A 23,263-nucleotide genomic window follows, 5' to 3' on the forward strand; every position below is an offset into this window, starting at 1 on the left:
CGCCCCGCCTTTCGGCGAACGGACTTCACCAAAGGGCGGGGCGGGTAATGCGTCTGGTCTGCGTTATCGGGCTTCGGAAGCCAATGATTGTGCGGTGGCCGCCAGTGCTGTGGCGGCCTTGTGCTCGGCCTCGGCAATGCGCTCCATGGCCTGGGCCATGCGCTCGAACATTGCGCTGCGCTCATCCACATCGATGTCCGGGTCAACCAGTTCTGCGAAGTCATCCCAAAGCTGGGCCATCCGTACATAATCCGCGCTGTGCGCACCCAGGGCCGATAGGCCAGGCAATCCGGAGGCTTCATCGAGGAAGTCCGCGTACAGTCCGCGCAGTGCTCCTTCACCGCCAAAACGAGTGTCCGTGAGGAACCCGGAGAGCTGGTTCATGCCACCGGCCAGCCGTGCAGGTTCCGCGAACATGCGGGTCCAGCCGGTCTTGGTGGTGGTGTCGCGCAACCGGGTGGCGAAGGTGTGCATGCCGGTGATGCCGAAGTTCTTGGCAAAGTGGTCCGGGATCCCGGAGAGCTCGCGGGTTCCCAGCAGGCGCGAGGTGGTTTCTTCGATGGCTTCCAAGGCATTGGCAGCAAGGGTCTCCGCCTTCGGCGAGCGCGTGGATGGAACCCAGGCCTGCCAGTGCTTTTCCTTTTTGCGCTTGGCTCGGGCGAAAGCCAGGTCTTCGGGGCTGATGACGTTCAGAACGCCTGAACCGTCATCTACCAGCAGATCATTTTCGTGATCACCGACGACTACCAGGTCAATGGTTTCCGCTTCATCCACTTCATTGCCATCGATCCATGGCAAGGCGTTGATGGCTACACGGACGACGACAGCGCGTCCGGCATCCAGTGCCGCATCCATGTATTCGACGGCCTTCTGGGATGACCCGGTGGTGCGTTCATTGATCTTGGCGCCGCAGCGAGCCAGCAGGTTCTGGGTGTATGGCTCAGGGTGGGCGCGGGTGACCAGGGTTGCGGTGGTGGTTTCTTCGTATTCGAAGGTGAAGACCATGAAGCCGATGCCACCAGCGAGGCCTGCCAACAATGCCTGGCTCAGCGGGGCATCGGTCACCGGGTTGGTGACGCCTGCCTGGACGAGGACTCGGTGCCAGAGTGCTGCGTCGTATTGAATGACGTCTTCTGGAGCAGGGTATTCGGGCAGCTCATCTTGTGGAGCTGGCGCTGGTGCCGGCTTGGGGGCTTTGGGCTTGGCTCCTGCCTTGGCCTCTCGCGCTTCTTTGGCATAGTCGCGGGCCTGTGCAGCACGGGCAGCCTTAGGGCTTTCCGGTTTCCCGGTGAGGATGTTCTTGCGCGCGGTGGTGTAGCTCTCCCCCGTGCGCGCCATGCGTTCTCGTGCTTGCTTTTTCAGGTTGGCTGGCTGGCCCAAATTAGTGTCCTTTATTGGCGGTCGCGCACGGTGCGTGGGATTCCGCTCCGGTTGGTGCGCTCTGGTTTTTATTCTACGTGTGCACACTCTGTTCCCCAGCGTGGGGATGGGGTGAGAAATCTCGGGCGATCACTTTTTCTGCCGTCTTATGACTGGCTCGTTCATTGAGCCTGCGAAGCTTTTCCAGCACTCAGAGTGCCCAACAGATGGACCTCTCGAATACACAATCGTACGGATGAAGATCTTCCAGCGTGCGCTGTCCCTCAACGGCCACGCGCCCTATGCGCCAACGATCCGGGCGATGGCGCTTTTGATTTCCTCTGGATCGCGAGGTTCCGCGTCGAGGGCTCGATGAATGGTCAGCCCTTCGATCATGGCGTCCAGCAGACGCGCGGTCAGCGGGTCAAAGTGTGCCCCGAGCGCTAATTGGCTGCGTCCCATCCACCAGGTGGTGATGGACCGGAAGGAGGCATCGCGGGTGGCGAGGGTGTAGAGCTCGTGGGACAGAATCAGCTCATGGCCTTGGCCACTGCTGGCTTCGAGGATCCGCTCGAAAACCGCATCGCACGCCGAGTCCCGGTCGGTCGCCGCTGCCATGCGGCGCTCGAATCCGGTGCTGATGCTGGTAGCAAAACGGCTGAAGGCGCTGTGCAGCAAGTCGTCCATGCCGTCAAAGTAGTAGGTCATGGCTCCAAGCGGAACGCCTGTCTGGGCGGCGACCTTTCGATGAGACGTGCCGGTGACCCCGGCCTGGGCTATGACTTCTAAACAGGCGTCCATGATCTTTTCACGGCGCTCTGGATCATTGCGGCGGCCCAGACGTGAACCGGAGGAGGGCTGTTGAGCGGGCATCGAATTATCCAATGTTCCGGATCACGCGTGCCGGGTTTCCCACGGCAATGGCGTTGGCTGGAATGTCCTTGGTGACCACGGAGCCTGCACCGATCACAGAGTTTTCGCCGACAGTTACCCCGGGGCATACGATCACGCCACCACCGAGCCACACGTTATCCCCCAACGTGATCGGCTGCGCTGCTTCAAGCTTGTCGCGTCGTGGCTGTGGATCAATTGGGTGGGTGGGTGTCAGCAGCTGGACGTTTGGCCCGATCTGGCAGTCTTCGCCGATGGTGATGGTGGCGACGTCCAGTGCTGTGAGGTTGTAGTTGATGAAAGTTCGCGCGCCGATGTGCAGGTTTTCCCCGTAGTCCACGAAGAGCGGCGAATTGACGTGAGCGCCTTCCCCCAGGGTGCCGACAAGTTCAGCGAGGATCTCGCGCGCTTTAGGATCTGCCGCCACGTCAGCCCGGTGATAGGCGTCTGCTAGCTGCACGCCACGCTGGTGGAGGCGTTCATTCTCCGGATCGTCCGCGATGTACAAGTCACCTGCAAGCATGCGCTCGCGGTTGCTGCGGGAGTCTCCTTCAAAATAATTTCCAGTCATGGCAGTGAATATACACGAGATTTGAGTACACTCGTACATATAATTTGAATGGTCGTCAGTTCTGTGGCGATGCTTTCACCCCAAGCACCGCGAAAGACACGAACACTTCATGTATTCACTTCTATTGACCATCATCTATCTCGCCTTTATCAGCCTCGGCCTTCCCGACTCCCTGGTTGGCGCGGGCTGGCCGGTGATGCATCAAGACCTTGGGGTACCGCAATCCTTCGCTGGCATCCTCACCATGATCATTGCCATTGGAACCATCTTCTCCAGCTTGGCTTCGGAACGGATGACCCGCCGTTTCGGAGCCGGCTTGGTCACCGCGGTCAGTGTGGGGCTGACGGCAACCGCGTTGTTCGGGTTCTCTTTCGCCAGTGAATTCTGGATGCTATGCATCTGGGCTATCCCCTATGGCTTGGGCGCTGGCGCAGTTGACGCTGCCCTTAATAACTACGTCGCTCTGCACTACGCGGCACGCCATATGAACTGGCTCCATAGCTTCTGGGGTGTCGGCGCTTCGATCAGCCCATTGATCATGAGCCATGCCCTGACCTCCGGAATGGGGTGGCCCGGAGCCTACAACGTTGTCGGCATCATCCAGGTGATTCTCATCGTTGTTCTGGCTCTTACCCTCCCGCTGTGGGGCAAGGTTAATACGTTGACGCCGAGCGGCGCCCATCTCACCGAAGTCGACGCCAGTCCCGGAAGCTCTGAGGCATCTGCCTCCAGGACTTCCCATCTGACGCTCAAACAAGTCATCAGGATTCCGGGCGTCTTGTTGGTTCTCTTGGCGTTCTTCGCCTATTGCGCATTGGAAAACACATCGATTCTCTGGGCCACGACCTACCTGGCCGGCGACCGTGGAGTGAACCCTGCGACCGCAGCGGCTTTCGCGTCGTTCTTCCTGCTGGGCATCACCGGTGGACGATTCCTCGCCGGCTTCTTCGCTGATCGCATCGGCGATCGCACTTTGATTCGAGGCGGTTTCTTGCTGGTGGGACTCGGTGGCCTGATGCTTCTGTTTCCGATGGAAACACATGCCGTCGCTTTAGCAGGTCTCGCTCTGGCCGGCCTGGGCTCGGCCCCGATCTATCCGGCGATTATCCATTCGACGCCAGCTAGCTTCGGACGGCAGCACTCCCACGCGATTATCGGCGTCCAGATGGCCGCCGCATACCTGGGCTCAACGTTGATGCCACCGCTATTCGGCGTCCTGTCATCGTGGGTGGGATTGTGGCTCTTCCCCATCTTCATCCTGCTTCTTGCCGCGATGGGGCTCGTCTTCTCCGAACGTCTGAACCGCCTGGTTGATGCACGGTAGCAAGGCAACCGAACCGGCCCTTAGGAAGTACTAGAATTTACTCAGCGAGTGATGGCAACAAAGCCACGACATTCGAACTGACAAGCTCTTCCGAGGATTCCACTGAGAACTCTGCCTTGCCGCCGAACGCTCCGGATGTGGGCGTTGCCGGTGCTGTACATACTTGCGATGGTTGCTATCGCGTTTTGGCCTGTACCGGTGGACTCATCAGCCGGACCTCAGTTGGCCTGGACGTTGAACTGGCTGCATGATCACGGCGTACCTGAGTTCGTGAACTACGAATTCGTGGAATTCTCTGCGAATGTCCTTTTCTTCATGCCGCTGGGATTTTTTCTGGCCGTTGGTTTGCGCCGGCCGATCACTGCGTGCGTGCTAGGAACCGCGGCCTCTGGATTGATCGAGTCAGGCCAGCATCTCTTCCTTCCCAACCGATTCGCTACGCTCACCGACGTGGTGGCCAATTCTTTGGGATGCGCGCTTGGCGTAGGCATGTGGCTTGTCGTGTGGAGAATCCAGTCGAATCGCAAGGCGCGCCAGGCGCCTATTTCTTGATACTCGTCGCGTGAATAAATAAGCCCGAGAAGTGCCTCAAGACTTGTAATTGCAAGCCAAGAGCCATGAAAGTCCAAACCCTCACCAGTGTTTCGAGACTTATCGTGGCCCTCTTGAATCTCATTATTGAAGCCCTCTAAATGGTTCATCCTACGGCGGCCGGGTTCAGTGTTTGGGCACTGGGCTCCGCACCTTTTAGAAGTGGCTTTGCAGGACTTGGTGCCGCCGAATCCTACGCTCCATCTCTGAATCGCAGTAGCATTTCCTCGCCTATGCGTCGGGGTCGCTAGGCCCTGTGGATCTGGAAACTCCACGGTCAACAGACGCAAAACGGCCAAGCATGAGGCTGACTTCTTAAGACAAAATCCCGCCCGGAACAACGCGTAAGCGTCATTCTGGACGGGATATTTGCAAATGTGATTAGCGCGAACGGTAGTTCGGTGCTTCAACAGTCATCATGATGTCGTGTGGGTGCGATTCCTTCAATCCAGCTGCGGTGATGCGAACGAACTTGCCACGAGCCTTCAGCTCTGGAACAGTGCGACCGCCAACGTAAAACATGGTCTGGCGCAGGCCACCTACGAGCTGATGGGTTACTGCAGAGAGTGGGCCACGGTAAGGAACCTGGCCCTCAATGCCCTCAGGTATCAGCTTCTCGTTGGAAGGAGCGTCAGCCTGGAAGTAGCGGTCCTTGGAGTACGAGGTGTTCTTGCCACGGGTCTCCATAGCGCCCAGCGAGCCCATGCCACGGTAGGCCTTGAACTGCTTGCCACCCATGAACACCAGATCACCTGGGGACTCTGCGGTACCTGCCAGCAGCGAGCCGAGCATGACCGAGTCAGCGCCGGCAACCAGCGCCTTGCCGATGTCGCCCGAGTGCTGCAGGCCGCCGTCAGCGATCACTGGCACGCCGGCTGGGATAGCGGCCTTGGCTGCTTCGTAGATGGCGGTCACCTGTGGCACGCCAACACCGGCAACGATGCGGGTGGTGCAGATGGAGCCAGGGCCCACGCCGACCTTGATGGCGTCAGCACCGGCATCAATAATGGCCTTGGCCCCCTCGAAGGTTGCAGCCTGTCCACCGATCACATCAACGTGGGCAGCGGCAGGGTCCTTCTTCAAACGGGCAATCATCTCCAGCACGCCCTGGGAGTGGCCGTTCGCGGTATCAACGACCAGCGCGTCAACGCCGGCGTCGATCAGGGTCATGGCGCGCTCGTAGCCTTCGCCGAAGAAGCCAACAGCAGCAGCAACGCGCAGACGGCCTTCCTCGTCCTTGGTGGCCAGCGGGTACTGCTCGGCCTTGTCGAAGTCCTTGACGGTGATCAGGCCAGTCAGCTTGCCCTCGTCATCAATCAGCGGAAGTTTCTCGATGCGGTTCTTGGACAGCAGTTCGATGACCTTTTCAGGAGCTACGCCTTCCTGGGCGGTCACCAGCGGCATGCCGGTCATGACTTCGTAGACCTTGGTGGTCATGTACTGCTCGCGGGGAACAAAGCGGGTGTCGCGGTTGGTGATGATGCCCAGAAGCTTGCGGTTCTCGTCCACGACTGGAAGGCCCGAGACGCGGTACTGCGCGCACAGCTCATCCCATTCAGCCAAGGTCGCGCCTGGATTCACGGTGACAGGGTCGGTGATCATGCCCGACTCGCTGCGCTTGACCTGGTCAACCTGCTTGGCCTGATCCTCGATCGAAAGGTTGCGGTGGATCACGCCGATGCCGCCCTGGCGTGCAAGTGCGATAGCCATCGGGGCTTCTGTGACGGTGTCCATGGCCGCCGAGCTGATGGGCACCTGGATGTTGATGCGCTTGGTGAAGCGGGTGGTGGTATCAGCTTCCGAGGGGATCACATCCGTCGGGCCAGGCAACAGCAGTACGTCGTCGTAGGTGAGTCCTTCAAATGCAAAGGGGTTGAACTCAGTCACGTAGGAACCTTTCGGGGCGAGAACGGAGGTTGATTAAATGGTAGAGCCCTTTTGGCGCTGCAGTTATTCCCTTGCGGGGCACTGTGTCCAAGCTCATGCCCCACCAGGTCTCCGAGAGGACTTATTGCCAGCCGGTAGCCTCCTTGAAGGCGTCCGCGAACTGGCGCTTGGCACTGAGCACAAACGTCTTGGACAGGTGCGAATCATCCAGGTACGTCGATACATTGCCGATCACAGCTTTGCAGACCCCGTCAGGGCAGAGCAAGCCTGTCATATCCAATGACACCACCTGCGAGCCGTAATCGTGCTCGGCCAGGAATTCCTGGACGGGGTTGATCTGCGCCAACGCTTCGTGGGCGGAGCCATCGCAGGCTTCGAGATGACTTGGGTTCGAATCGACACACTCCGGGATGGAGTAGGTGTAGCGCGGGGTATCGCGCATGGCGATGACCTGGCTGCCGGCATCCAGGAACGGCTGGATCGCTTCGGCATAGTGATCCACCATGGTCTCCTGCTCGCCCGGGCTGCGCAGGTACTCGTCCGGAGCGGCCACGGTCTTGCTGGCGGTGGTGAGCACCATCTTGGGAGCCAGGTTGGCGACGTATTCTTCTGCAGCGTCCTGGAAATCGGCGCATTCGGCTTCGTCGCGGTCTGCGTCGGAACCGTAGCGGCAGCCGGGGTGGAAGACCAGGACCCAGCTTCTGCCGGATTCTTCCATCGCAGCGGCCGCGGCCGAGGACCAGTGCTGCATATGCGAGTCGCCTAGCATGACCAGATCCGGGGAACCATCAAAGTTCCCGCCCTGCTCGCAGAACATGATCCGCTCGTCCTTGGGATTATTGGATCCGGCGCATGGGTTGCCCGGGGTCTGCCATTCGTTTTCGAGCTCGGTGGCCAGCGGCAGGGTCAGTGCTGCCGGTGACGGGTCCCAGTCATCGGTGGCGGTGGCACCCGGGTTATCCATCACGGTCTGCGTGGCGGCCATGGCGCGGCGGTGCTCCACATTGTTTTCCCATGCGGTGACCGCCAGGCTGGCAACGCCCATGCCGATGCCCACCACGGCGACCTGGCTGATGATCTTCAGTCCGGTGTTGGGCATCCAGCGCGGGAAGCTGAAATTATTCTGCCAAGCGATGACCGGCTTTTCGATGAATTTGGTGGTGATCCATGAAGCTGTGATGGCTGCTGCGATGAGCAGGGCTCCGGCGAGAAAGGAGGCCTTCTCCTTGTGCGCGATTTCAAGGTAGAAGACCAGCATCGGCCAGTGCCACAGGTACATGCCGTAGGACAGGTCTCCGAGCTTCACCAGCGGCTTGAGCGAGAGCACGCCAGAAGGGTTAGCCCAGGCGCGAGTTTCCGGAGCGGCAATGATCAATGCGGCAGCAACGGTGGGGATCAGTGCCATGAAGCCGGGGAATTGGCCTTGGACGTCCAAGACCGCGCCGCTGACGATGATGGTGAACATGCCCGTCCAGCCGGTGATGCGGCGGATCTTCTCGGGCAGGGTTGAGAGCCATGGCAGGGCCAAGGCCAGCAAGGAGCCAAGGGCAAATTCCCACAGGCGCGCTCCGGTGTGGAAGTAGGCGACCTGCTGGTTGTTTGCGGTGATGTTGATGGAGAAGGCCAGCGAGCCAATGAAGATGGCTCCGAAGAAAGTGCCTGCCACCCAAGCGAAGTTGAAGCGGGAAAAGAACAGCTTCCAGATCAGCGCGCTGACAGCAAGGACTATCGGCCAGAGGATGAAGATCTGTCCTTGGACAGACAAAGACCAGAAGTGCTGCAGCGGAGAGGCCGAAGAGGTATTGAACGCGTAGTAGTCGACTTGGTGATTGGCCAGATACCAATTCTGCGTGTAGAACAGGGAGGCCGTGGATTGGTCCATCAGTTCCAGCCAACGAGTGCTGGGAAGGACGATCCAAGTGGCTACCACCACGCTGATGATGACCACTGCCGCTTGCGGGATGAGCCGCGAAAAGCGGTGCAACCAACCGGTGATCAGTGGCGGGCGCTTGCCACGGGCAATCCGTCGGGCGATGGACGAAGTGAGGAAGAAGGCGGAGAGCATCAAGAAGATGTCCACTCCCCCGGAGACCTTGGAGAACCAGATGTGATAGCACATCACCAACAGCACTGCGAGGGCCCGAAGGCCCTGCAAGTCGCCCCGGAAGGCTGCACTTTTGGCGCTTTCTCCGGGCTGGTTGAGGGTGTGAGTCACAGGCTAAGCTTCCGTCGGGAACTCGGGCAGGTCTTCGGTCGAACTGATCCTTGACACGTCAGACAACCATTCATGCTACCAATTCACCCTGTGCGCCACCTACAGAGGAGTTCAGCCATTGAACCCCTCAAAGCATTAAATTCACAGACTGTAGTGAGCTGACGTGCGCCGGATTAATTGCGCGTCACCGCGAACCCCCACAGTCCTTTTCGGCGCGTTGATGCTCATCACGCTGCGCATTCCATGAATTCATCTCATGCTCGCCTGCTGGCCACTTCAGGGCAAAATGAAGCCGCCGCCGGTCCAAGCGAAAACGTGGTCCGGCGGCGGCTTCATAGCCTTAACAGCGGCTTAGTGGCTGTGTGCTTCTTCCTCGTCCTCGGTGGCCTTTTCGGCAACCAGGGTTTCAGTGGTCAGCACCAGGGCTGCGATCGATGCTGCGTTGCGCAGTGCCGAACGGGTGACCTTGACCGGGTCGATGACACCTGCGTGCAGCAGGTTCTCGTAGACACCGGTCTTGGCGTTGAAGCCCTCGTTGGCTGGGGACTCTGCCACCTTGGAGACAACTACTGCGCCGTCGAAGCCGGCGTTGGTAGCGATCCAGAACAGCGGCTGAACCAGTGCGCGGCGCACGATGGCCACACCGGCTGCAACGTCGCCTTCAAGGCCAACGATGGAGCTATCGGAGTCAAGAGCAGACAGTGCGTCAACCAGAGCGGTACCGCCACCGGCAACAATGCCTTCTTCCAGGGCAGCACGGGTCGAGGACACGGCGTCCTCGATGCGGTGCTTGCGTTCCTTGAGCTCGACCTCGGTGGAAGCCCCAACCTTGATGACGCCAATGCCACCAGCCAGCTTGGCCAGACGCTCGGAGAGCTTCTCGCGGTCCCACTCGGAGTCGGTGCGGTTCAGCTCAGCCTTCAGCTGAGCAACGCGCTCGGCAACATCCTCATCGGTTCCGGCACCATCAACGATGGTGGTGGAATCCTTGGTGATGGTCACGCGGCGTGCCGAGCCCAGAACCTCGGTGCCAACCTGGTCCAGGGACAGGCCCAGTTCCGGGGAGACAACCTGGGCACCGGTGAGGATGGCCAGGTCCTGCATCATGGCCTTGCGGCGATCGCCGAAGCCTGGAGCCTTGACGGCAACCACGTTCAGCAGGCCGCGCAGCTTGTTGACCACCAGGGTGGACAGGGCCTCGCCCTCGACGTCCTCGGCGATGATCAGCAGTGGCTTCTTGGCTTCTAGGACCTTTTCCAGCAGTGGCAGGAATTCTGCCACGGTGGAGATCTTGCCTGGGTTGATCAGGATCAGGGCGTCTTCCAGGACAACTTCCTGGCGCTCCTGGTCGGTGATGAACTGTGGCGAGAGGTAGCCCTTGTCGAACTGCATGCCCTCGGTGACTACCAATTCGGTAGCGGTGGTGGAGGACTCTTCGATGGTGATGACGCCGTCGGTACCAACAGTCTTGAAAGCCTCGGCCAGCAGCTCGCCGATTTCGTCGGACTGGGCCGAGATGGCAGCTACGTTGGCGACCTTGTCGGCCACCTCTACAGCATTGGCGGCCAGTGCCTCGGAGACAACCTCGGCAGCCAGCTCGATGCCCTTGCGAACATCGCCTGGAGCGGCGCCGGCGGCGACGTTCTTCAGGCCTTCCTTGACCAGTGCCTGAGCGAGCACGGTGGCGGTGGTGGTGCCGTCGCCTGCTACGTCGTTGGTCTTCGTGGCTACTTCCTTGGCCAGCTGCGCGCCAAGGTTCTCGTATGGATCTTCCAGATCGATGTCACGCGCAATGGTGACACCATCGTTGGTGATGGTCGGGGCGCCCCAGGTCTTGGCAAGCACCACATTGCGACCACGTGGGCCGAGGGTGACCTTCACCGTGTTCGCGAGCTTATCAATGCCCGCTTCGAGTGCGCGTCGCGCTTCCTCGTTGAATGCTAGCTGCTTAGCCATGCATTTTCTCCTGAAAATTCGGCTGCACCAGGATCCGTGGATCCGTGGTGCTGCGAGGTTGGCGTTACTTTACGACGACTGCCAGTACGTCGCGAGCCGAGAGCACCAGGTACTCTTCGTTGCCGACCTTGACCTCGGTTCCGCCGTACTTCGAGTACAGGACTACGTCGCCTTCAGCAACGTCTACAGGAACGCGGTTGCCCTTGTCGTCGATGCGGCCTGGGCCTACTGCGACAACGGTGCCTTCCTGTGGCTTTTCCTTGGCGGAGTCTGGGATAACCAGGCCCGAAGCGGTGGTGGTAACGGCTTCGACCTGCTTGATGACAATGCGGTCTTCGAGCGGCTTGATGGAGACAGACATGGTCTCTCCTTTTCGTGTATGAACCAATGGTGGTAGGGGTGCGCCCTATGGCATTGGACCAACCGTCGTCGCGGTGCCAGTTGGTGGTATCCAGTCAGGCGGTGATTCTGCATGCAAGCATGCAGAACTTCCATCACTGACTTTAGGACGAGCTTTAGCACTCGGTCAAGGCGAGTGCTAATCAAAGCCCTTAGTTCGTCACACCGGTTCGCGCAGAGCGCACAGCCGCCGACTCTTCGATATCTTCCGGAGCGGTGAGGTCCATTTCGGAAAGCTTGACCACCTTGGACTTGGTGACCAGTCGATGCACCAGCCACAAGCCCAGGAACAACGGCAAGCCGATGTAGGAAGAAAGCACTTCCAGCCCGTGTCCGGCCAGGACTGCCTGGTAGTTCTGGCCAGCAATGACCGCGATGAGCATCAGGAACGCCACGATGGGACCGAGCGGGAAGAACGGTGCACGGTACGGCAGATCCTTGACGGAGTACCCCTGGGCCAGGTACCCGCGGCGGAAGCGATAGTGCGAGGCGGCAATGCCCACCCAGACGATGAAGCCGCATAGGCCCGAGACATTGAGCAGCCAGGTGTAGGCAGCACCCTGGCCGACCAGTGCGGTGAGGAATCCGAAGAGTCCTACCGCTGCTGTGGCCAGCAAAGCCATCACGGGCACGCCGCGGGAGTTGGTCGTTCCGAAGATCTTCGGAGCCTTTCCATCGTGGGCCATCGAGTAGAGCATGCGGGTCGAGGCGTACAGGCCAGAGTTGCCGGCGGAGAGAATCGCGGTGAGGATGACCGCGTTCATGGCAGCCGCCGCGAAGGCAATGCCAGCGCGTTCGAAGACCAGGGTGAACGGCGAGGAGGCAACGTCGGCTTCGCCACTGGCCAGCAGGCTTGGGTCAGCGAATGGGATCAGGCAACCAATGATGAAGATGGCGCCGATGTAGAAGAGCATGATGCGCCAGAAGACCCGGCGGATGGCCTTGGGCACTTCGCGACGGGGATCCTTGGCTTCACCGGCGGCCACGCCAACCAGCTCGGTGCCTTGGAAGGAGAACCCGGCAATCATGAAGACCGAGATGATCGAAAGCCAGCCGCCATGGAAGACGTCTTTACCTTCCTTCCAGTTTTCAAGTGGATCAGTTTGGGATCCGAGGACTCCAAAGATCATCAGAACGCCGGCAGCCAGGAAGGCAATCACGGTGACTACCTTGATCAAAGCCAACCAGAATTCGCCTTCGCCAAAAGCCTTGGCTGACAGTGCGTTCAGGGCGGTCAACGCCGCGAGGAAAAGTCCTGCCCACACCCAGCCGGGGACATCCGGCAGCCAGAAACTCATGACGATGCCGGCAGCGACCAATTCAGCAGCGACGGTGATGGCCCAGTTGAACCAGTAGTTCCATCCAATGGCAAAGCCGAAGGATGGGGAGACGAATCGGGTGGCGAAGGTTTGGAAGGAGCCGGCCACTGGAATCTTGGCGGTCATCTCCCCCAGCGACTGCATCAGCAAGTAGACCATGAGGCCCACTGCAGCGTAAGCGACCAAGGCGCCGCCGGGTCCGGCCTGAGCAATGGTTCCGCCCGAGGCGACAAACAGGCCGGTACCGATGGAACCGCCGATGGCGATCATCTGAAGGTGGCGGCTGCTCATGCCGCGCTTCAGCTGGTTATGGGCCAGTGGCGCAGGATCCCTCAGGGCGGCACTGTCTGCTGGAGTTCGGTTGCTCGACGTCATTGTCGTTCTCTGCATAGATTTCTTCACAGGTGCCATGGAACACCAAAGCATGCGCGAATGCGACCTGAGTCACTTCAGTTAATCCGCGAACAATTCTTGATCGTGGACCGGAGCAGCAGGCACTGGCGGCGTATAGATGAACCCGAGCGGCAGACTGTAATTGAGCCGATCCTTTACCCGCTAGAAAGATTGGCGGGATTGCCCAAAGGATTACGCTTCCTAAACAAATGACGTTCCATGAAAAAGCATCACTTATCCAAAGCGGATTCACATTTCATAATTTCTTGCATAGCAGGTGGATTAGAAATTGCGAATTTTTCCCTGTGACCCCGCTGACGCGACTCGCAAGCACTGCTAAGAGATTCCGAATATGACGCTAATACGTCACATAGGTCACATCAGCCAGTTAGACGAGACCAGTTCCATGATCATGCAGGCAAGGTATCACCGTTAGGCTTGAACTATGGCCCAGGCTTCAAACGACTCAACGCTCAACGAACAATTCGCCGCCCTGCTTTCAGCTGAAGGTTGGCAATTGCTCTCCACCATTGATCCATCCATGGTCTCGTCCAAGGATGCTGCGTGGACGCTGAACGAAAAACTGCGCAAGGAGGGCCACGATCCTCAGGTCGTTCGTGCTGCAATTGCGCAGTCCGAGCTTCGCTACAAAGCACGGGTGAAGTTTGGCCCTTTCGCGGATTCGTTGATCTTCACACCGGCAGGCCTGGAACAGGCAACCCGGCTGACCATCGCGGGACTGCATGCACAGCGCTTCACCAAAGCCGGGGCCACCCATGTAGCTGACCTCGGGTGCGGCATTGGCACCGACTCCATTGCACTGGCTAGCGCTGGCCTCAAAGTCACTGCCGTGGAGAAAGATGAAACGACCGCAGCAGCCACCACTTTGAACCTGATGCCATTTGAAAATGCCACGGTTGTTCACGGCGGTGCCGAGGAAACTGACCTCACCGGAATCGACGGCGTCTGGCTAGACCCGGCTCGACGGACCGATGTCGCGGGAAGCACCCGCCGGCTCTTTGATCCGGAAGCCTTCTCCCCTCCACTGTCGTTTGTTGAGAAACTCGTGGACGCCGGCCTTGATGTCGGCGTGAAGCTGGGCCCGGGCCTGCCTCATGAAGCCATTCCCGCCAACGCCGAATCCGTATGGATTTCGGATCACGGCTCTGTCATCGAAGCCTGCCTGTGGTTCGGCAAGCTCAAGCGCGAGGATGTTGTACGCGCAGCCTTGGTCATAGACAAAGATGGCGCACACGAACTGACCAGCTCTGTAGCAGCCAAGGATGATCCGGCCGCAGAAGTCGGAGAGCTAGCAGCTCACATCTATGAGCCGGATGGCGCAGTGATCCGCTCACACCTGATCTCAAGACTTCTAGAGACCACCGGTGGCCATCTCCTGGATGAGCACATTGCGTACTTCACCCACGAAGAGCAAATCTTCACCCCTTTCGCCCGCGGCTTCAAGGTCCTGGCGGTCCATGATTACAACGTGAAGAAGCTTCGCAGCTGGGTCAAGGCCAATGGCATTGGCACTTTGGACATCAAGAAGCGCGGCGTTGACGCGACCCCTGAGGAACTGCGAAAGATCCTGCTGGCGGGTGTATCGAAGAGCGCCAAGACCCGGGCAACGTTGATGCTGGCACGTATTGGTGAAAAACGTGTGGCTTTTGAGGTGGCTCCTCACTAATCTGAGGTGATACACCTCCCACCGGTTCAGTATCCCGTCCAGTGAGTTGCAATATATAGAATAGGTTTGGAGAAACATCGTGTTCGGTGAATTTTCAGTCCTGTTTTATCGGCTCCGGAGTGATCCGTCCGAGACGTCATCACTAGGAGCGCCGTGCAAAAAATCGAGTTCGCCCAATCAGCCCAATCAACTATCGGCGTTGAGTGGGAAATCGCTTTGGTCAATCGCGAAAGTGCGGACTTGTGCTCTGTTGCTGAAAAAGTACTTAATCGGCTCAAGGATGATGCCGGCCTTGGCCATGAGGACGAGCACCCTACCGTCAAGCCTGAACTTCTGATGAATACCGTTGAGGTTGTCACTGGAGTGCACAACACTGTTGCCAGTGCTGCAGATGAACTACGTAGCAATGTGCGCATGCTCAACGATGTTGCCGGTGATCATGGGGTGGACCTTTACTCTGCTGGTTCCCATCCTTTTGCTCCGCCAACTTTGCAGCCGGTCACCGATAAGGACCGCTATGCCAAGCTTATTGACCGGACCCAATGGTGGGGCCGTCAGATGGTCATCTACGGTGTACACGTGCATGTCGGTTTGGACAACCGCGACAAAGCTTTGCCGATCACCGATGGGCTGATCAACTACCAGCCGCACTTCCAGGCATTGAGCGCTTCCAGCCCATACTGGGGTGGTGAGGACACAGGCTATGCCTCGCAACGCTCCTTGATGTTCCAGCAGCTACCTGCTGCAGGCATTCCATTCCATTTTGGTTCCTGGTCTGAATACGAAGCACACGTGGCAGACATGCTGCACACCGGCGTGATTGATGATGTCTCAGAAATTCGTTGGGATGTCCGCCCTGTACCCCGTTTGGGAACCGTTGAAATGCGCATCTGCGATGGCTTGAGCTCGCTGGATGATATTGCCGCGATTACCGCCCTGACGCAGTGCCTGGTGCACGACATGTCAATGTCGATCGAAGCTGGTTACAAGATTCCAGTGATGCCAGCCTGGTTCCGCGTTGAGAACAAGTGGCGTGCAGCCCGTTATGGTCTGGATGCCATCATCATTCTGAACGCCCAGGGTGATGAAATGCTGGTGACTGATCATCTGCGTGCCGAGGTCAAGCGCCTCGCCCCAGTGGCAGAACAACTGGGCTGCTCCGAAGAACTGCAAGGCATCATTCACCTGATCGAATCCGGTGCCGAGTACCAGCGCCAGCGCAAGGTCTTCGCCGCATCGGGCGGAGATTTCCAAGCAGTGGTCCGCGATAACGTGGCGCGGATGAAGTCTGTCTAAGAACCACCCAAAAACGGCTGGTGCCGCGGCGAGAGCCTGTCGATGACCTGAAGCGCCAAGCATGCAAGAAGCCCTCGGGCGGTAAGCGATCTTTTGATCAACTACCACCCGAGGGCTTTCTTCTGCTCTGTCAACGCCTAGTCGCGGAAGCGCTCTTCAATCTGCTCTGAGAATCGCAGGAGAAGTGAAGCCAGTTCCGTGACATCCTGCAGTTCCCATGTGGCAAAGAGGTCATGGTAATCAGCACGAGTTGAACCCTTGATTTCCTGGAATCTCTTGATGGCCATATCTGTGGGGCTAACCAAATAGACCCGCGCATCATGCTGAGAACGCTCCAGCTGGATAAGATCCCACTGCTTGAGATCTTTGAGCTGTCGAGATACTACGGACTTATCCATATGACAACCGGCAACCAATTCGGAAACGGTCAGATCCGCATCAGGCCGACTCACGGCACTGAGCAGGACTGCGCGCAGTACCGAGAAACCTGCTCCACGCAGTTCCGGATGGAACAGCCTGGCATTGCGTGCCATGCGTCCTTTGAACGCGGGAGCCAGACGGGCAAAGGCCGCCTCGATATCATCTAGCGCTGCACCGTGCACGTGGTTCACGACTCGTCACCTCGGGTTTGCCCTGCCGCACCGCCTGCTGCTTCCTTGTTGGCTGGCGATGGCTTGATAGGCTCTTCAGCAGCCCCTGATTCTGGGCTGTTTGCCTGAGCTGCGTGGCGCCCCTGGATGCGGCTCACCGCACGGCGCTCGGCACGAGCCTGCAGTTGCAGTTCACGCTGAACACGCTCGGTGTCGTTTACACGCTCCCCCAGCACGTTCAAACGCAGGTCGTAAGACTTCAACGCCTGAACAACGTCGCCAACCTGCTCTTCAATCTGAGCGTGGGCAGCACGTGCCTTGTCCAGAGTGGACTGGAGTTCTTCCACCATGAACTCGACACGAGCGGACTCATGGTGGGCATCGATCTCTGCCGCTTCAAGTGGCTGGGAGATGGTTGGCTCAGTGCCCGGCTGGTGGATGTCGGTGTAGGTGTCAGCACCTGGCTGAGCGCTTCGAGTGCGCATGACCTGTTCGACGAGGTCACGCTCGTCCATGCGGCGGGCTTGTTGCACCTGGCGGCGAGCCTCGCTCAGTTCATCCTCCGATGGCAGAGTAATCGCGCCGGTGGCAACGAGTTCCTCGTAGCCACGGCCACCGCGTTCAGCTGGTTCAAGTGCGGAAAGTTCTCCACCCAATTCCTCTTCAATCTGCTCCGAAGCAGTCTTCTTGGACAGTGGCTTATTAGGCAGGAAGATTGCACAGATCAAGGTGACGATAGCCAGCGGCACAACCAGCAAGAACAGGAAGGCGATGGACTGGCCGTAAGAGCTTTCCACAATGTTGCGTACCGGTTCGCACAAATCATTGATTGCAGGAACAGTACCGCTAGATAGGGACTTAAGGCTGTCTGCGCAGTCTGGATTATCAACCAAGAGCTGTGGAACACCGGTAGCCTTGTTGATCTCTTCAACCACATTGGCCAGACCGTCTTTCATCTTGTCGGCGACTTGAGTACCCAAGACCGAACCAAGTACCGAAACACCGATGGTTCCTCCAAGGCTACGGAAGAAGGCGATAGCGCCAGAACCGGCACCGATCATGCGCGGTGGCAGGGAGTTCTGGGTAACCAGAACCAGGTTCTGCATCAGCACACCTGAGCCCAGACCCAGCAGGAACATTCCAAGGTCAACGAACCACAGTGGGGTGTCGTAGTCGATACGCGACATCAGGTAGAGGCCAACGCTCAAGACAACGCCGCCACCGACAACGTACTTCTTCCAGCGGCCTGTGCGCGAGATCAGCTGGCCAACGATGATGGCACCGAACATGGAGCCAAGAACCATTGGCAGGGTCTGCAGACCTGCGTGGGTAGGAGTGAAACCGCGCGCAAGCTGTAGGTACTGGCTCAGGAAGACCGAGGTACCGAACATGGTGACGCCCACGGCGATCGAAGCGATCGATGCCAGAGCGAAGGTGCGTTGTGCGAACAGGCGGATTGGGATGATTGGTTCTTTGACACGCAGTTCCCAGAACACGGTAGCGATGATCAGCACGCCGGCCGCAGCGACCATAGTGATGCTCTGCGAGGAATTCCAAGCGAATCCACCGGAATCAGAGTCCTTGCCGCCAAGGCTGATCCAGATCAGCAGCAGGCTGATACCGGCAATGATCAAGGCTGAACCCAGGAAGTCAATCTTGACATCCTTCCGCACGTGCTTGATGCGCAAGGTGGCCTGAATCAGGATCAATGCGCCAACGGCGAATGGTACACAGACGAAGAAGCACCATTCCCAGCCCCAGCTATCGGCTATAACGCCGCCTAGCAGCGGACCGCCAATCTGGCCGACAGCCATGACGGCACCCATGATGCCCATGTACTTGCCACGCTCGCGAGGCGAAATGATGTCTGCGATCACCACTTGGACCAGGGCCATCAGACCACCGGTACCAATGGACTGGACCAGGCGCCAGCCGATGAGCCATGACATGGCACCTTCGTGGGAGTCGCCACCGATCTGGCTGGAGAAGCCAGCCGCTACGGTACCGACTACGAAGATGATCAAGGCAATTTGCAGCATCGCCTTGCGGTTGAAGATATCTGAGAGCTTGCCCCAGATCGGGGTAGTGACGGTCATGGAGAGGAAGGCCGCAACCAGTACCCAGGTGTACTGGGTATTCGTGCCGTGCAGGTCGGCAACGATCAATGGCATTGGCGTTGCGATCACCGTCGATGACACCAATACGGTGAACATCGCGGCCATCAGGCCTGAAATGGAAAGCATTACCTGCGCCGGCTTCATGGCGGCTGCAGGTTTTGCCTCGGTTTCTAAGGGCGGTGCAGAAGTTGACATTACTCAACCATCTAAAAAAGGTTGAATATTGTCAACTTCTTATTTGAACCCGGACGCTGGTGGAAAATTGCATTGTCAGGCTATTTATTACGCTGATTTCCGGGGGTCGCGCCCCAATGCCAACCCGCCCGCCAATCGATACGGGAAAGCAAAATGTCGCCAAGCTCACAGGGCATTTTCCTGAATGAATCCACAAAGGAAAACGTCCGCTGGGAATTTGCCCAGCCAGCGCCGGAACAGCAATGACCGTCTTGGCGGCTATGGCATCCAGCTCATGCAGTAGTCAAGATTCTCGATCACGGTTCTGGCCGCGGCTTCAGGGTCTCTGGCTTCGATGGCGTCGACCAGAGTTTCATGCCCCTCGCGCAGGCATCCATCAAACCCCTCGGCGAGCCGCTGGACCATCTTGGCACCGTGGAAAACATCGCCGAAGCCCTCGTAGATTTCATGCATCAGCGGGACGCCGGAGGCGCGCGCCACTTCCAGATGAAACTGCCAATCGGCCTGCGACCAGGCCTGGAAATCCCGAGCCTTCCACGCTTCATCGCGTTGCGCCAGGAGCGCGCGCAAAAGCTGGACAACTTGCGCATCGGCTGCGTGGGCGGCGAGCCTCGCCGATTGGGTGTCGAGGGCAAAACGAACCTGCAGCACGTCACGGTCCGAGTGCTCGCGGTAAATCCGCTGCGCGGTGCCGCTGATCTCATTGGTGGCCCGAACGTAGGTCCCGTCGCCCCGGCGGACTTCGAACATGCCGGTGCGCGCCAAGGCCTTGATGGCTTCGCGCAGGGTACCGCGCGAAATGCCGAACTCCGTCATCAGCTCGGGCTCGGAAGGAATGCGCTCGCCAACGGGCCAGCGCCCCTGGGCTACCCCGTCTTGCAGCTTGGCGGCTACTTCATCGGCCAGGGGCCGCCGCATCGGCGTGGCACTCATGCCTGCCCCTTCTCGGATGCCGCATCCACCTCAACGAGGTACCTTGATTCATGATCCTGTCGAAGGCCCCCGAGCTTGTAGCAGAACAGCAGCTGCACCACGGCGCAGGCAAGGATGATCACCAAACCGGTCGTCCATGATCCCAGGGCGCCTTGCATGATCCCCAGTGCAAAGGGGCCGATAGCGGCAATCAGGTAGCCAACCGATTGCGCCACCGTCGATAGGGCCGTGGTTTCTTCCGCGCTTCCCCCGCTGCGGCTGAGCATCAGCATGACCAGCGGGAACACGCCGAATCCAAGCCCGATCAATAGCGAGGTAAGCAGCGACAATTCCACCGGCAAGAACAGCAAGGCAGCGAAGCCCAAGACTGAGCAACTGGCGGTCAATACGAAAGCTGCGCGTTGCAGCCCCGGCTTCGAAGCCATCCAGAGCACCGCCAGGACGGCAAGAATGCTGACCCCCTGAACGATTCCCAGCATCAAGCCCGCGGTGACCGGTTCCAGCCCCCTCGATATCAGGATGTGGGGCAACCAGCTGACCACCGTGTAGACCAGCAAGGACTGGATGCCGAACACTGTGGTGAAGAGCAGGCCCTTGCGCGTAGCCAGCAAGGCCCAGGGAGAGACGTGAGCACCTGGAGAGACGGTGGTCCGCTTGCTCGAGAACGCCAGCGGCATGAAGACCAGCAGTGCCATGAGGGCCGGAATTGCCCACAGTGCCAAAGCTGTTGTCGGCGAACCTGCCTTGGCGGCCAGCGGGACGCTGATCGATGAGGCCAGGGTTGCTCCAATGGACATGGTTGTCGTGTAGGCCGCCGTCATCGAAGCCGCGCGGTTCCCATGATATTGGCGGATGAACGAGGGCATGGAGACATTGCAAACAGCCAGCCCGCACATGCCTACTACGGTTCCTCCCAGCAGGGCCCACGTTGAATCAGCCACGCGCAGCGCCAATCCGGCCGCAAGCATCAACAAGGAGAGGGCGATTCCAAGTTCAAGGCCTGTCCGCCGGAGCACCGTGCTGGTCGCTGCCCCAGCCACCGCAAAGCACAACACCGGGATGGTCGGCAGCAGCGAGGCAACAAAGGTCCCATACCCCAGCAGCTCCTGCAGGTCATGGAACAGCGGCGATGCCGACGCAATTCCCATGCGCAGATTCAGGCCGACAAGGATGACGGCCACGACCGCGAGGAGATTCGCCCTCCATGCGGGCTTCAGGGCTTCTTGAACTGCTGGCTGGTTCGATGGTCCAGCTGAATTAACACTCACTCCTAAACATTAGACGTTTGATGTTTGAGAACGCGATTCTTGTGACTGGCATTACTTCAAGCCTGCGAGTGGACCCCCGCAGAATGTGGGAACGAAGGCGGCTCGCTAGCCCGTGGCCATGACCCGTAAAGCACTCTTCCCAGTAAACAAAACATCGCCAACCAAAGGATCATCCTGGTTCAGTAGGTAGGATTCGAATATGCCTGAAGCCGTTTTCCGAATTGCGCGTGTTCGCCCCAAAGACAGTGAACCATCAGCAATCGCCGAACAATTTTTTGTCCGCAATGACGCTGCTGATTTCGACTCTGCGCAAGGGCGCACGTGGAAAGTCATCGCATCACCATTTCCTGGCTCGCGAGCGAATCAGAATAGCCCTGCACGCCCAGGCTGGCACATCGATGATCTGGTAGCCGAAGAGCAGTTTGATCTGCTATCCCCCTGCAACCCAACGAACATCTTCGGGATGGCGCACAACACCGGGGCACCAGGCCGCGCCTTGCCGCCACAAGCCTTCCACAAGGCAACCAGCTCGGTCGTGGGCCCTTTCGACGCCATAGAACTGGCCGATAGCGGTGCACGTGTTGATCCGGAAGCGGAGTTGGCAATCGTCATTGGCCGGCCCGCCAAGAACCTCACGCTGGAAAATGCCCGTGAAGCAGTTCTCGGTGTGACCATCGGCAATGACGTGACGGATCGAGACGCTCAAAAAGCTGATGATCTGTGGATCAGCGCCAAGAGCCCTGATACCTTCACTCCGGTGGGCCCGTGGATAGTTGCCGGTTTAGATGACAGCGATCTGGAAGTCGGCATCGTGCACAATGGCGAGGCGCTTGAAACCTCGACCACTCAGAATCTCGGGTGGGGTGTTGAAGAGATCCTGGTCTACCTCAGCGGATTCATGACCCTGCAACCGGGTGATCTCATCTTGACCGGTTTCCCCGCCAAGTCCCGACCAATTGCTGCGGGCGATGAAGTTATTTGCAAGATCCAGGGCATTGGGGAGCTGGAGAATCCAGTAGTTCAGGCCAGCTGAGAATCTGTTTCAAGGCGTGGATCAATGATTCCTCATGGAGTCACGTTCGATGAGCGGCATATCAATCTGATGCTCGCCAGCCTCCAGGCTTCCCGCGAGCAGCAACGCGACAGCAAGAGCACTCATTTCCTCATAGGGGAGCCGGATAGAGCTCAACTGCGGTCGCAGGTAGCTGGCAATGATCTTATCGTCGAAGGACAGGACCGACAGATCCGCTCCCGCTGTCAAGTCAAGTTTGAATATGGACAGGCTCGCATGTGGGGCTCCTTCGGCTGCGCCGTCATGGCACTGGCCGCAGGCTTCTTGTTCACGATCAACCCAGCGCTGAACTTCTGGAGTGGATCAGTTCTCGGCTTGATTCACCTGTTACTGTTGGTCTTCTCCCGTACTGCGGAACCACCAGTCATCAGGAAATCCCCGGTCGAGGGAATCCTGTCCCCTGCGTCCACTCCAACATTCCGGGAAGTGCTGAGATTGTTCCGCCTGCCAAGCCTGTGGCTGATCATGCTCTTCGTGATGCTCTCGTGGACCTTCTACACGGTGTTTGACCAGCAGATGTTCCCGGACTACTACGCAGGACTATTTCCTACCCCGGAGATGGGCCAGCAGGTCTACGGCGTCTTGAACTCAGTTCAGGTATTTCTTGAGGCTGCCATGCTGGGTATCGTGCCAATCATCATGCGCCGCGTTGGTGTCCGCACTTCGTTGCTCTTAGGTGTCTCCATCATGTTCATCCGTATCCTTGGATGCGCACTGGTGGATGACCCAATCTGGGTTTCGGCCATCAAAATGCTGCCCACTGTAGAGACTCCGCTGTTCATCTTGCCGGTGTTCCGTTACTTCAAACTGCACTTCAACCCAGCGCTATCGGCAACCCTCTACATGGTCGGATTCCAGATATCAGCGCAGATCGGCAGCGTCATCCTGTCCACTCCACTGGGCGCTTTGCATGATCACACGGGCTACCAGCAAACATTCATCACCATTTCGATTGTTGTTTTGCTTGCTGGCATTTGCGGATTCTTCGCGCTGAAGAAGGATGAACAGCAGGTTGATGGTGATCCATTTTTGCGGCACTCAAAAGCTGCGGTTAACGCCTAGCTCAACTAGTCATGGAGAACTGCTTCAGCAAGGGGCGGGCAACCATCAACAGTGGACTGAGTCCCGCTTTTCCGTACGAACGCAGTCCGGTAAACGCCTAGCGGGCACGTCTAACGGTAACTGTGGCGAGAAGTAGAA

At 58.6% G+C, this 23,263-nt stretch carries 19 protein-coding genes; 6 read left to right on the forward strand and 13 right to left on the reverse strand.

The genetic code is table 11. The features are described from left to right. Window positions 1-63 precede the first annotated feature (63 nt). The 3 genes from OF385_RS10770 to OF385_RS10780 form a co-directional block, all read right to left on the reverse strand. On the reverse strand, window positions 64-1,380 hold the full coding sequence (locus OF385_RS10770) for a BtrH N-terminal domain-containing protein (protein ID WP_264275384.1): 1,317 nt from the start codon (window positions 1,378-1,380) through the stop codon (window positions 64-66). Between the two features lie 279 nt (window positions 1,381-1,659). Continuing rightward, complete coding sequence (locus tag OF385_RS10775) at window positions 1,660-2,232, reverse strand: TetR/AcrR family transcriptional regulator (protein ID WP_264275385.1); 573 nt, start codon at window positions 2,230-2,232, stop codon at window positions 1,660-1,662. A 4-nt stretch (window positions 2,233-2,236) separates the two neighbouring features. Then, the gene (locus OF385_RS10780) at window positions 2,237-2,821 is read right to left on the reverse strand and encodes a sugar O-acetyltransferase (RefSeq protein ID WP_264275386.1); all 585 of its coding nucleotides are present in this window, start codon (window positions 2,819-2,821) and stop codon (window positions 2,237-2,239) included. A gap of 109 nt (window positions 2,822-2,930) precedes the next feature. On the opposite strand from OF385_RS10780, the gene OF385_RS10785 reads away from it, so the two are divergent. Together OF385_RS10785 and OF385_RS10790 are read left to right on the forward strand one after the other, a co-directional pair. Continuing rightward, window positions 2,931-4,145 (forward strand): MFS transporter, encoded by a 1,215-nt coding sequence (locus tag OF385_RS10785; protein WP_264275387.1) that lies wholly within the window; start codon window positions 2,931-2,933, stop codon window positions 4,143-4,145. A gap of 150 nt (window positions 4,146-4,295) precedes the next feature. Further along, window positions 4,296-4,697 (forward strand): VanZ family protein, encoded by a 402-nt coding sequence (locus OF385_RS10790; protein ID WP_264277904.1) that lies wholly within the window; start codon window positions 4,296-4,298, stop codon window positions 4,695-4,697. 420 nt (window positions 4,698-5,117) lie between these two features. Here OF385_RS10790 and guaB read toward each other — a convergent pair whose 3' ends face one another. The 5 genes from guaB to OF385_RS10815 all read right to left on the reverse strand — a co-directional run bounded on the left by guaB (window position 5,118) and on the right by OF385_RS10815 (window position 12,887). Beyond that, entirely contained in the window at window positions 5,118-6,623 is a 1,506-nt protein-coding gene (gene guaB, locus OF385_RS10795; protein ID WP_264275388.1) for an IMP dehydrogenase, read from the reverse strand. Between the two features lie 121 nt (window positions 6,624-6,744). Beyond that, the gene (locus OF385_RS10800) at window positions 6,745-8,838 is read right to left on the reverse strand and encodes an acyltransferase family protein (protein ID WP_264275389.1); all 2,094 of its coding nucleotides are present in this window, start codon (window positions 8,836-8,838) and stop codon (window positions 6,745-6,747) included. 351 nt (window positions 8,839-9,189) lie between these two features. Then, entirely contained in the window at window positions 9,190-10,794 is a 1,605-nt protein-coding gene (gene groL / locus OF385_RS10805) for a chaperonin GroEL (RefSeq protein WP_264275390.1), read from the reverse strand. 64 nt (window positions 10,795-10,858) lie between these two features. Next, entirely contained in the window at window positions 10,859-11,155 is a 297-nt protein-coding gene (groES, locus tag OF385_RS10810) for a co-chaperone GroES (protein WP_022874060.1), read from the reverse strand. Between the two features lie 190 nt (window positions 11,156-11,345). Continuing rightward, window positions 11,346-12,887, reverse strand: a complete 1,542-nt coding sequence (locus tag OF385_RS10815) for an amino acid permease (protein WP_413467977.1) — start codon at window positions 12,885-12,887, stop codon at window positions 11,346-11,348. A gap of 463 nt (window positions 12,888-13,350) precedes the next feature. Here OF385_RS10815 and OF385_RS10820 point away from each other — a divergent pair, with 463 nt between their 5' ends. Both OF385_RS10820 and OF385_RS10825 read left to right on the forward strand, forming a co-directional pair. Continuing rightward, a complete protein-coding gene (locus OF385_RS10820) occupies window positions 13,351-14,592 on the forward strand; it encodes a class I SAM-dependent methyltransferase (RefSeq protein ID WP_264275391.1) in 1,242 nt (413 codons plus the stop codon). A gap of 153 nt (window positions 14,593-14,745) precedes the next feature. Beyond that, window positions 14,746-15,888, forward strand: a complete 1,143-nt coding sequence (locus OF385_RS10825) for a glutamate--cysteine ligase (protein WP_264275392.1) — start codon at window positions 14,746-14,748, stop codon at window positions 15,886-15,888. Window positions 15,889-16,025: 137 nt separating this feature from the next. On the opposite strand, the gene OF385_RS10830 is transcribed toward OF385_RS10825, so the two are convergent. From OF385_RS10830 to OF385_RS10845, 4 genes are all read right to left on the reverse strand, one after another. Next, a complete protein-coding gene (locus tag OF385_RS10830) occupies window positions 16,026-16,499 on the reverse strand; it encodes a MarR family winged helix-turn-helix transcriptional regulator (protein ID WP_264275393.1) in 474 nt (157 codons plus the stop codon). Beyond that, complete coding sequence (locus OF385_RS10835) at window positions 16,496-18,790, reverse strand: MDR family MFS transporter (RefSeq protein ID WP_264275394.1); 2,295 nt, start codon at window positions 18,788-18,790, stop codon at window positions 16,496-16,498. The genes OF385_RS10830 and OF385_RS10835 overlap by 4 nt, the downstream gene beginning before the upstream one ends. Window positions 18,791-19,048: 258 nt before the next feature. Further along, window positions 19,049-19,723, reverse strand: a complete 675-nt coding sequence (locus tag OF385_RS10840) for a FadR/GntR family transcriptional regulator (protein WP_264275395.1) — start codon at window positions 19,721-19,723, stop codon at window positions 19,049-19,051. Continuing rightward, complete coding sequence (locus tag OF385_RS10845) at window positions 19,720-20,991, reverse strand: CynX/NimT family MFS transporter (RefSeq protein WP_264275396.1); 1,272 nt, start codon at window positions 20,989-20,991, stop codon at window positions 19,720-19,722. The genes OF385_RS10840 and OF385_RS10845 overlap by 4 nt, the downstream gene beginning before the upstream one ends. Window positions 20,992-21,190: 199 nt before the next feature. On the opposite strand from OF385_RS10845, the gene OF385_RS10850 reads away from it, so the two are divergent. After that, complete coding sequence (locus OF385_RS10850) at window positions 21,191-22,024, forward strand: fumarylacetoacetate hydrolase family protein (protein WP_264275397.1); 834 nt, start codon at window positions 21,191-21,193, stop codon at window positions 22,022-22,024. A gap of 21 nt (window positions 22,025-22,045) precedes the next feature. Here OF385_RS10850 and OF385_RS16745 read toward each other — a convergent pair whose 3' ends face one another. Then, complete coding sequence (locus OF385_RS16745; RefSeq protein ID WP_413467980.1) at window positions 22,046-22,252, reverse strand: substrate-binding domain-containing protein; 207 nt, start codon at window positions 22,250-22,252, stop codon at window positions 22,046-22,048. 54 nt (window positions 22,253-22,306) lie between these two features. On the opposite strand from OF385_RS16745, the gene OF385_RS10855 reads away from it, so the two are divergent. Beyond that, on the forward strand, window positions 22,307-23,125 hold the full coding sequence (locus OF385_RS10855; protein ID WP_413468155.1) for an MFS transporter: 819 nt from the start codon (window positions 22,307-22,309) through the stop codon (window positions 23,123-23,125). Window positions 23,126-23,263 lie beyond the last annotated feature (138 nt).

This window comes from Glutamicibacter sp. JL.03c, from assembly GCF_025854375.1.
Classification (GTDB): domain Bacteria; phylum Actinomycetota; class Actinomycetes; order Actinomycetales; family Micrococcaceae; genus Glutamicibacter.

Bases quoted from the DNA above. Each gene is read 5' to 3' on its own strand.
- OF385_RS10775 (WP_264275385.1), bottom strand. From the start codon at position 2,232: ATGCCCGCTCAACAGCCCTCCTCCGGTTCACGTCTGGGCCGCCGCAAT.
- OF385_RS10780 (WP_264275386.1), bottom strand. From the start codon at position 2,821: ATGACTGGAAATTATTTTGAAGGAGACTCCCGCAGCAACCGCGAGCGC.
- OF385_RS10785 (WP_264275387.1), top strand. From the start codon at position 2,931: ATGTATTCACTTCTATTGACCATCATCTATCTCGCCTTTATCAGCCTC.
- groL (WP_264275390.1), bottom strand. From the start codon at position 10,794: ATGGCTAAGCAGCTAGCATTCAACGAGGAAGCGCGACGCGCACTCGAA.
- groES (WP_022874060.1), bottom strand. From the start codon at position 11,155: ATGTCTGTCTCCATCAAGCCGCTCGAAGACCGCATTGTCATCAAGCAG.
- OF385_RS10815 (WP_413467977.1), bottom strand. From the start codon at position 12,887: ATGACGTCGAGCAACCGAACTCCAGCAGACAGTGCCGCCCTGAGGGAT.
- OF385_RS10820 (WP_264275391.1), top strand. From the start codon at position 13,351: ATGGCCCAGGCTTCAAACGACTCAACGCTCAACGAACAATTCGCCGCC.
- OF385_RS10835 (WP_264275394.1), bottom strand. From the start codon at position 18,790: ATGTCAACTTCTGCACCGCCCTTAGAAACCGAGGCAAAACCTGCAGCC.
- OF385_RS10840 (WP_264275395.1), bottom strand. From the start codon at position 19,723: ATGAGTGCCACGCCGATGCGGCGGCCCCTGGCCGATGAAGTAGCCGCC.
- OF385_RS10850 (WP_264275397.1), top strand. From the start codon at position 21,191: ATGCCTGAAGCCGTTTTCCGAATTGCGCGTGTTCGCCCCAAAGACAGT.
- OF385_RS10855 (WP_413468155.1), top strand. From the start codon at position 22,307: ATGGCACTGGCCGCAGGCTTCTTGTTCACGATCAACCCAGCGCTGAAC.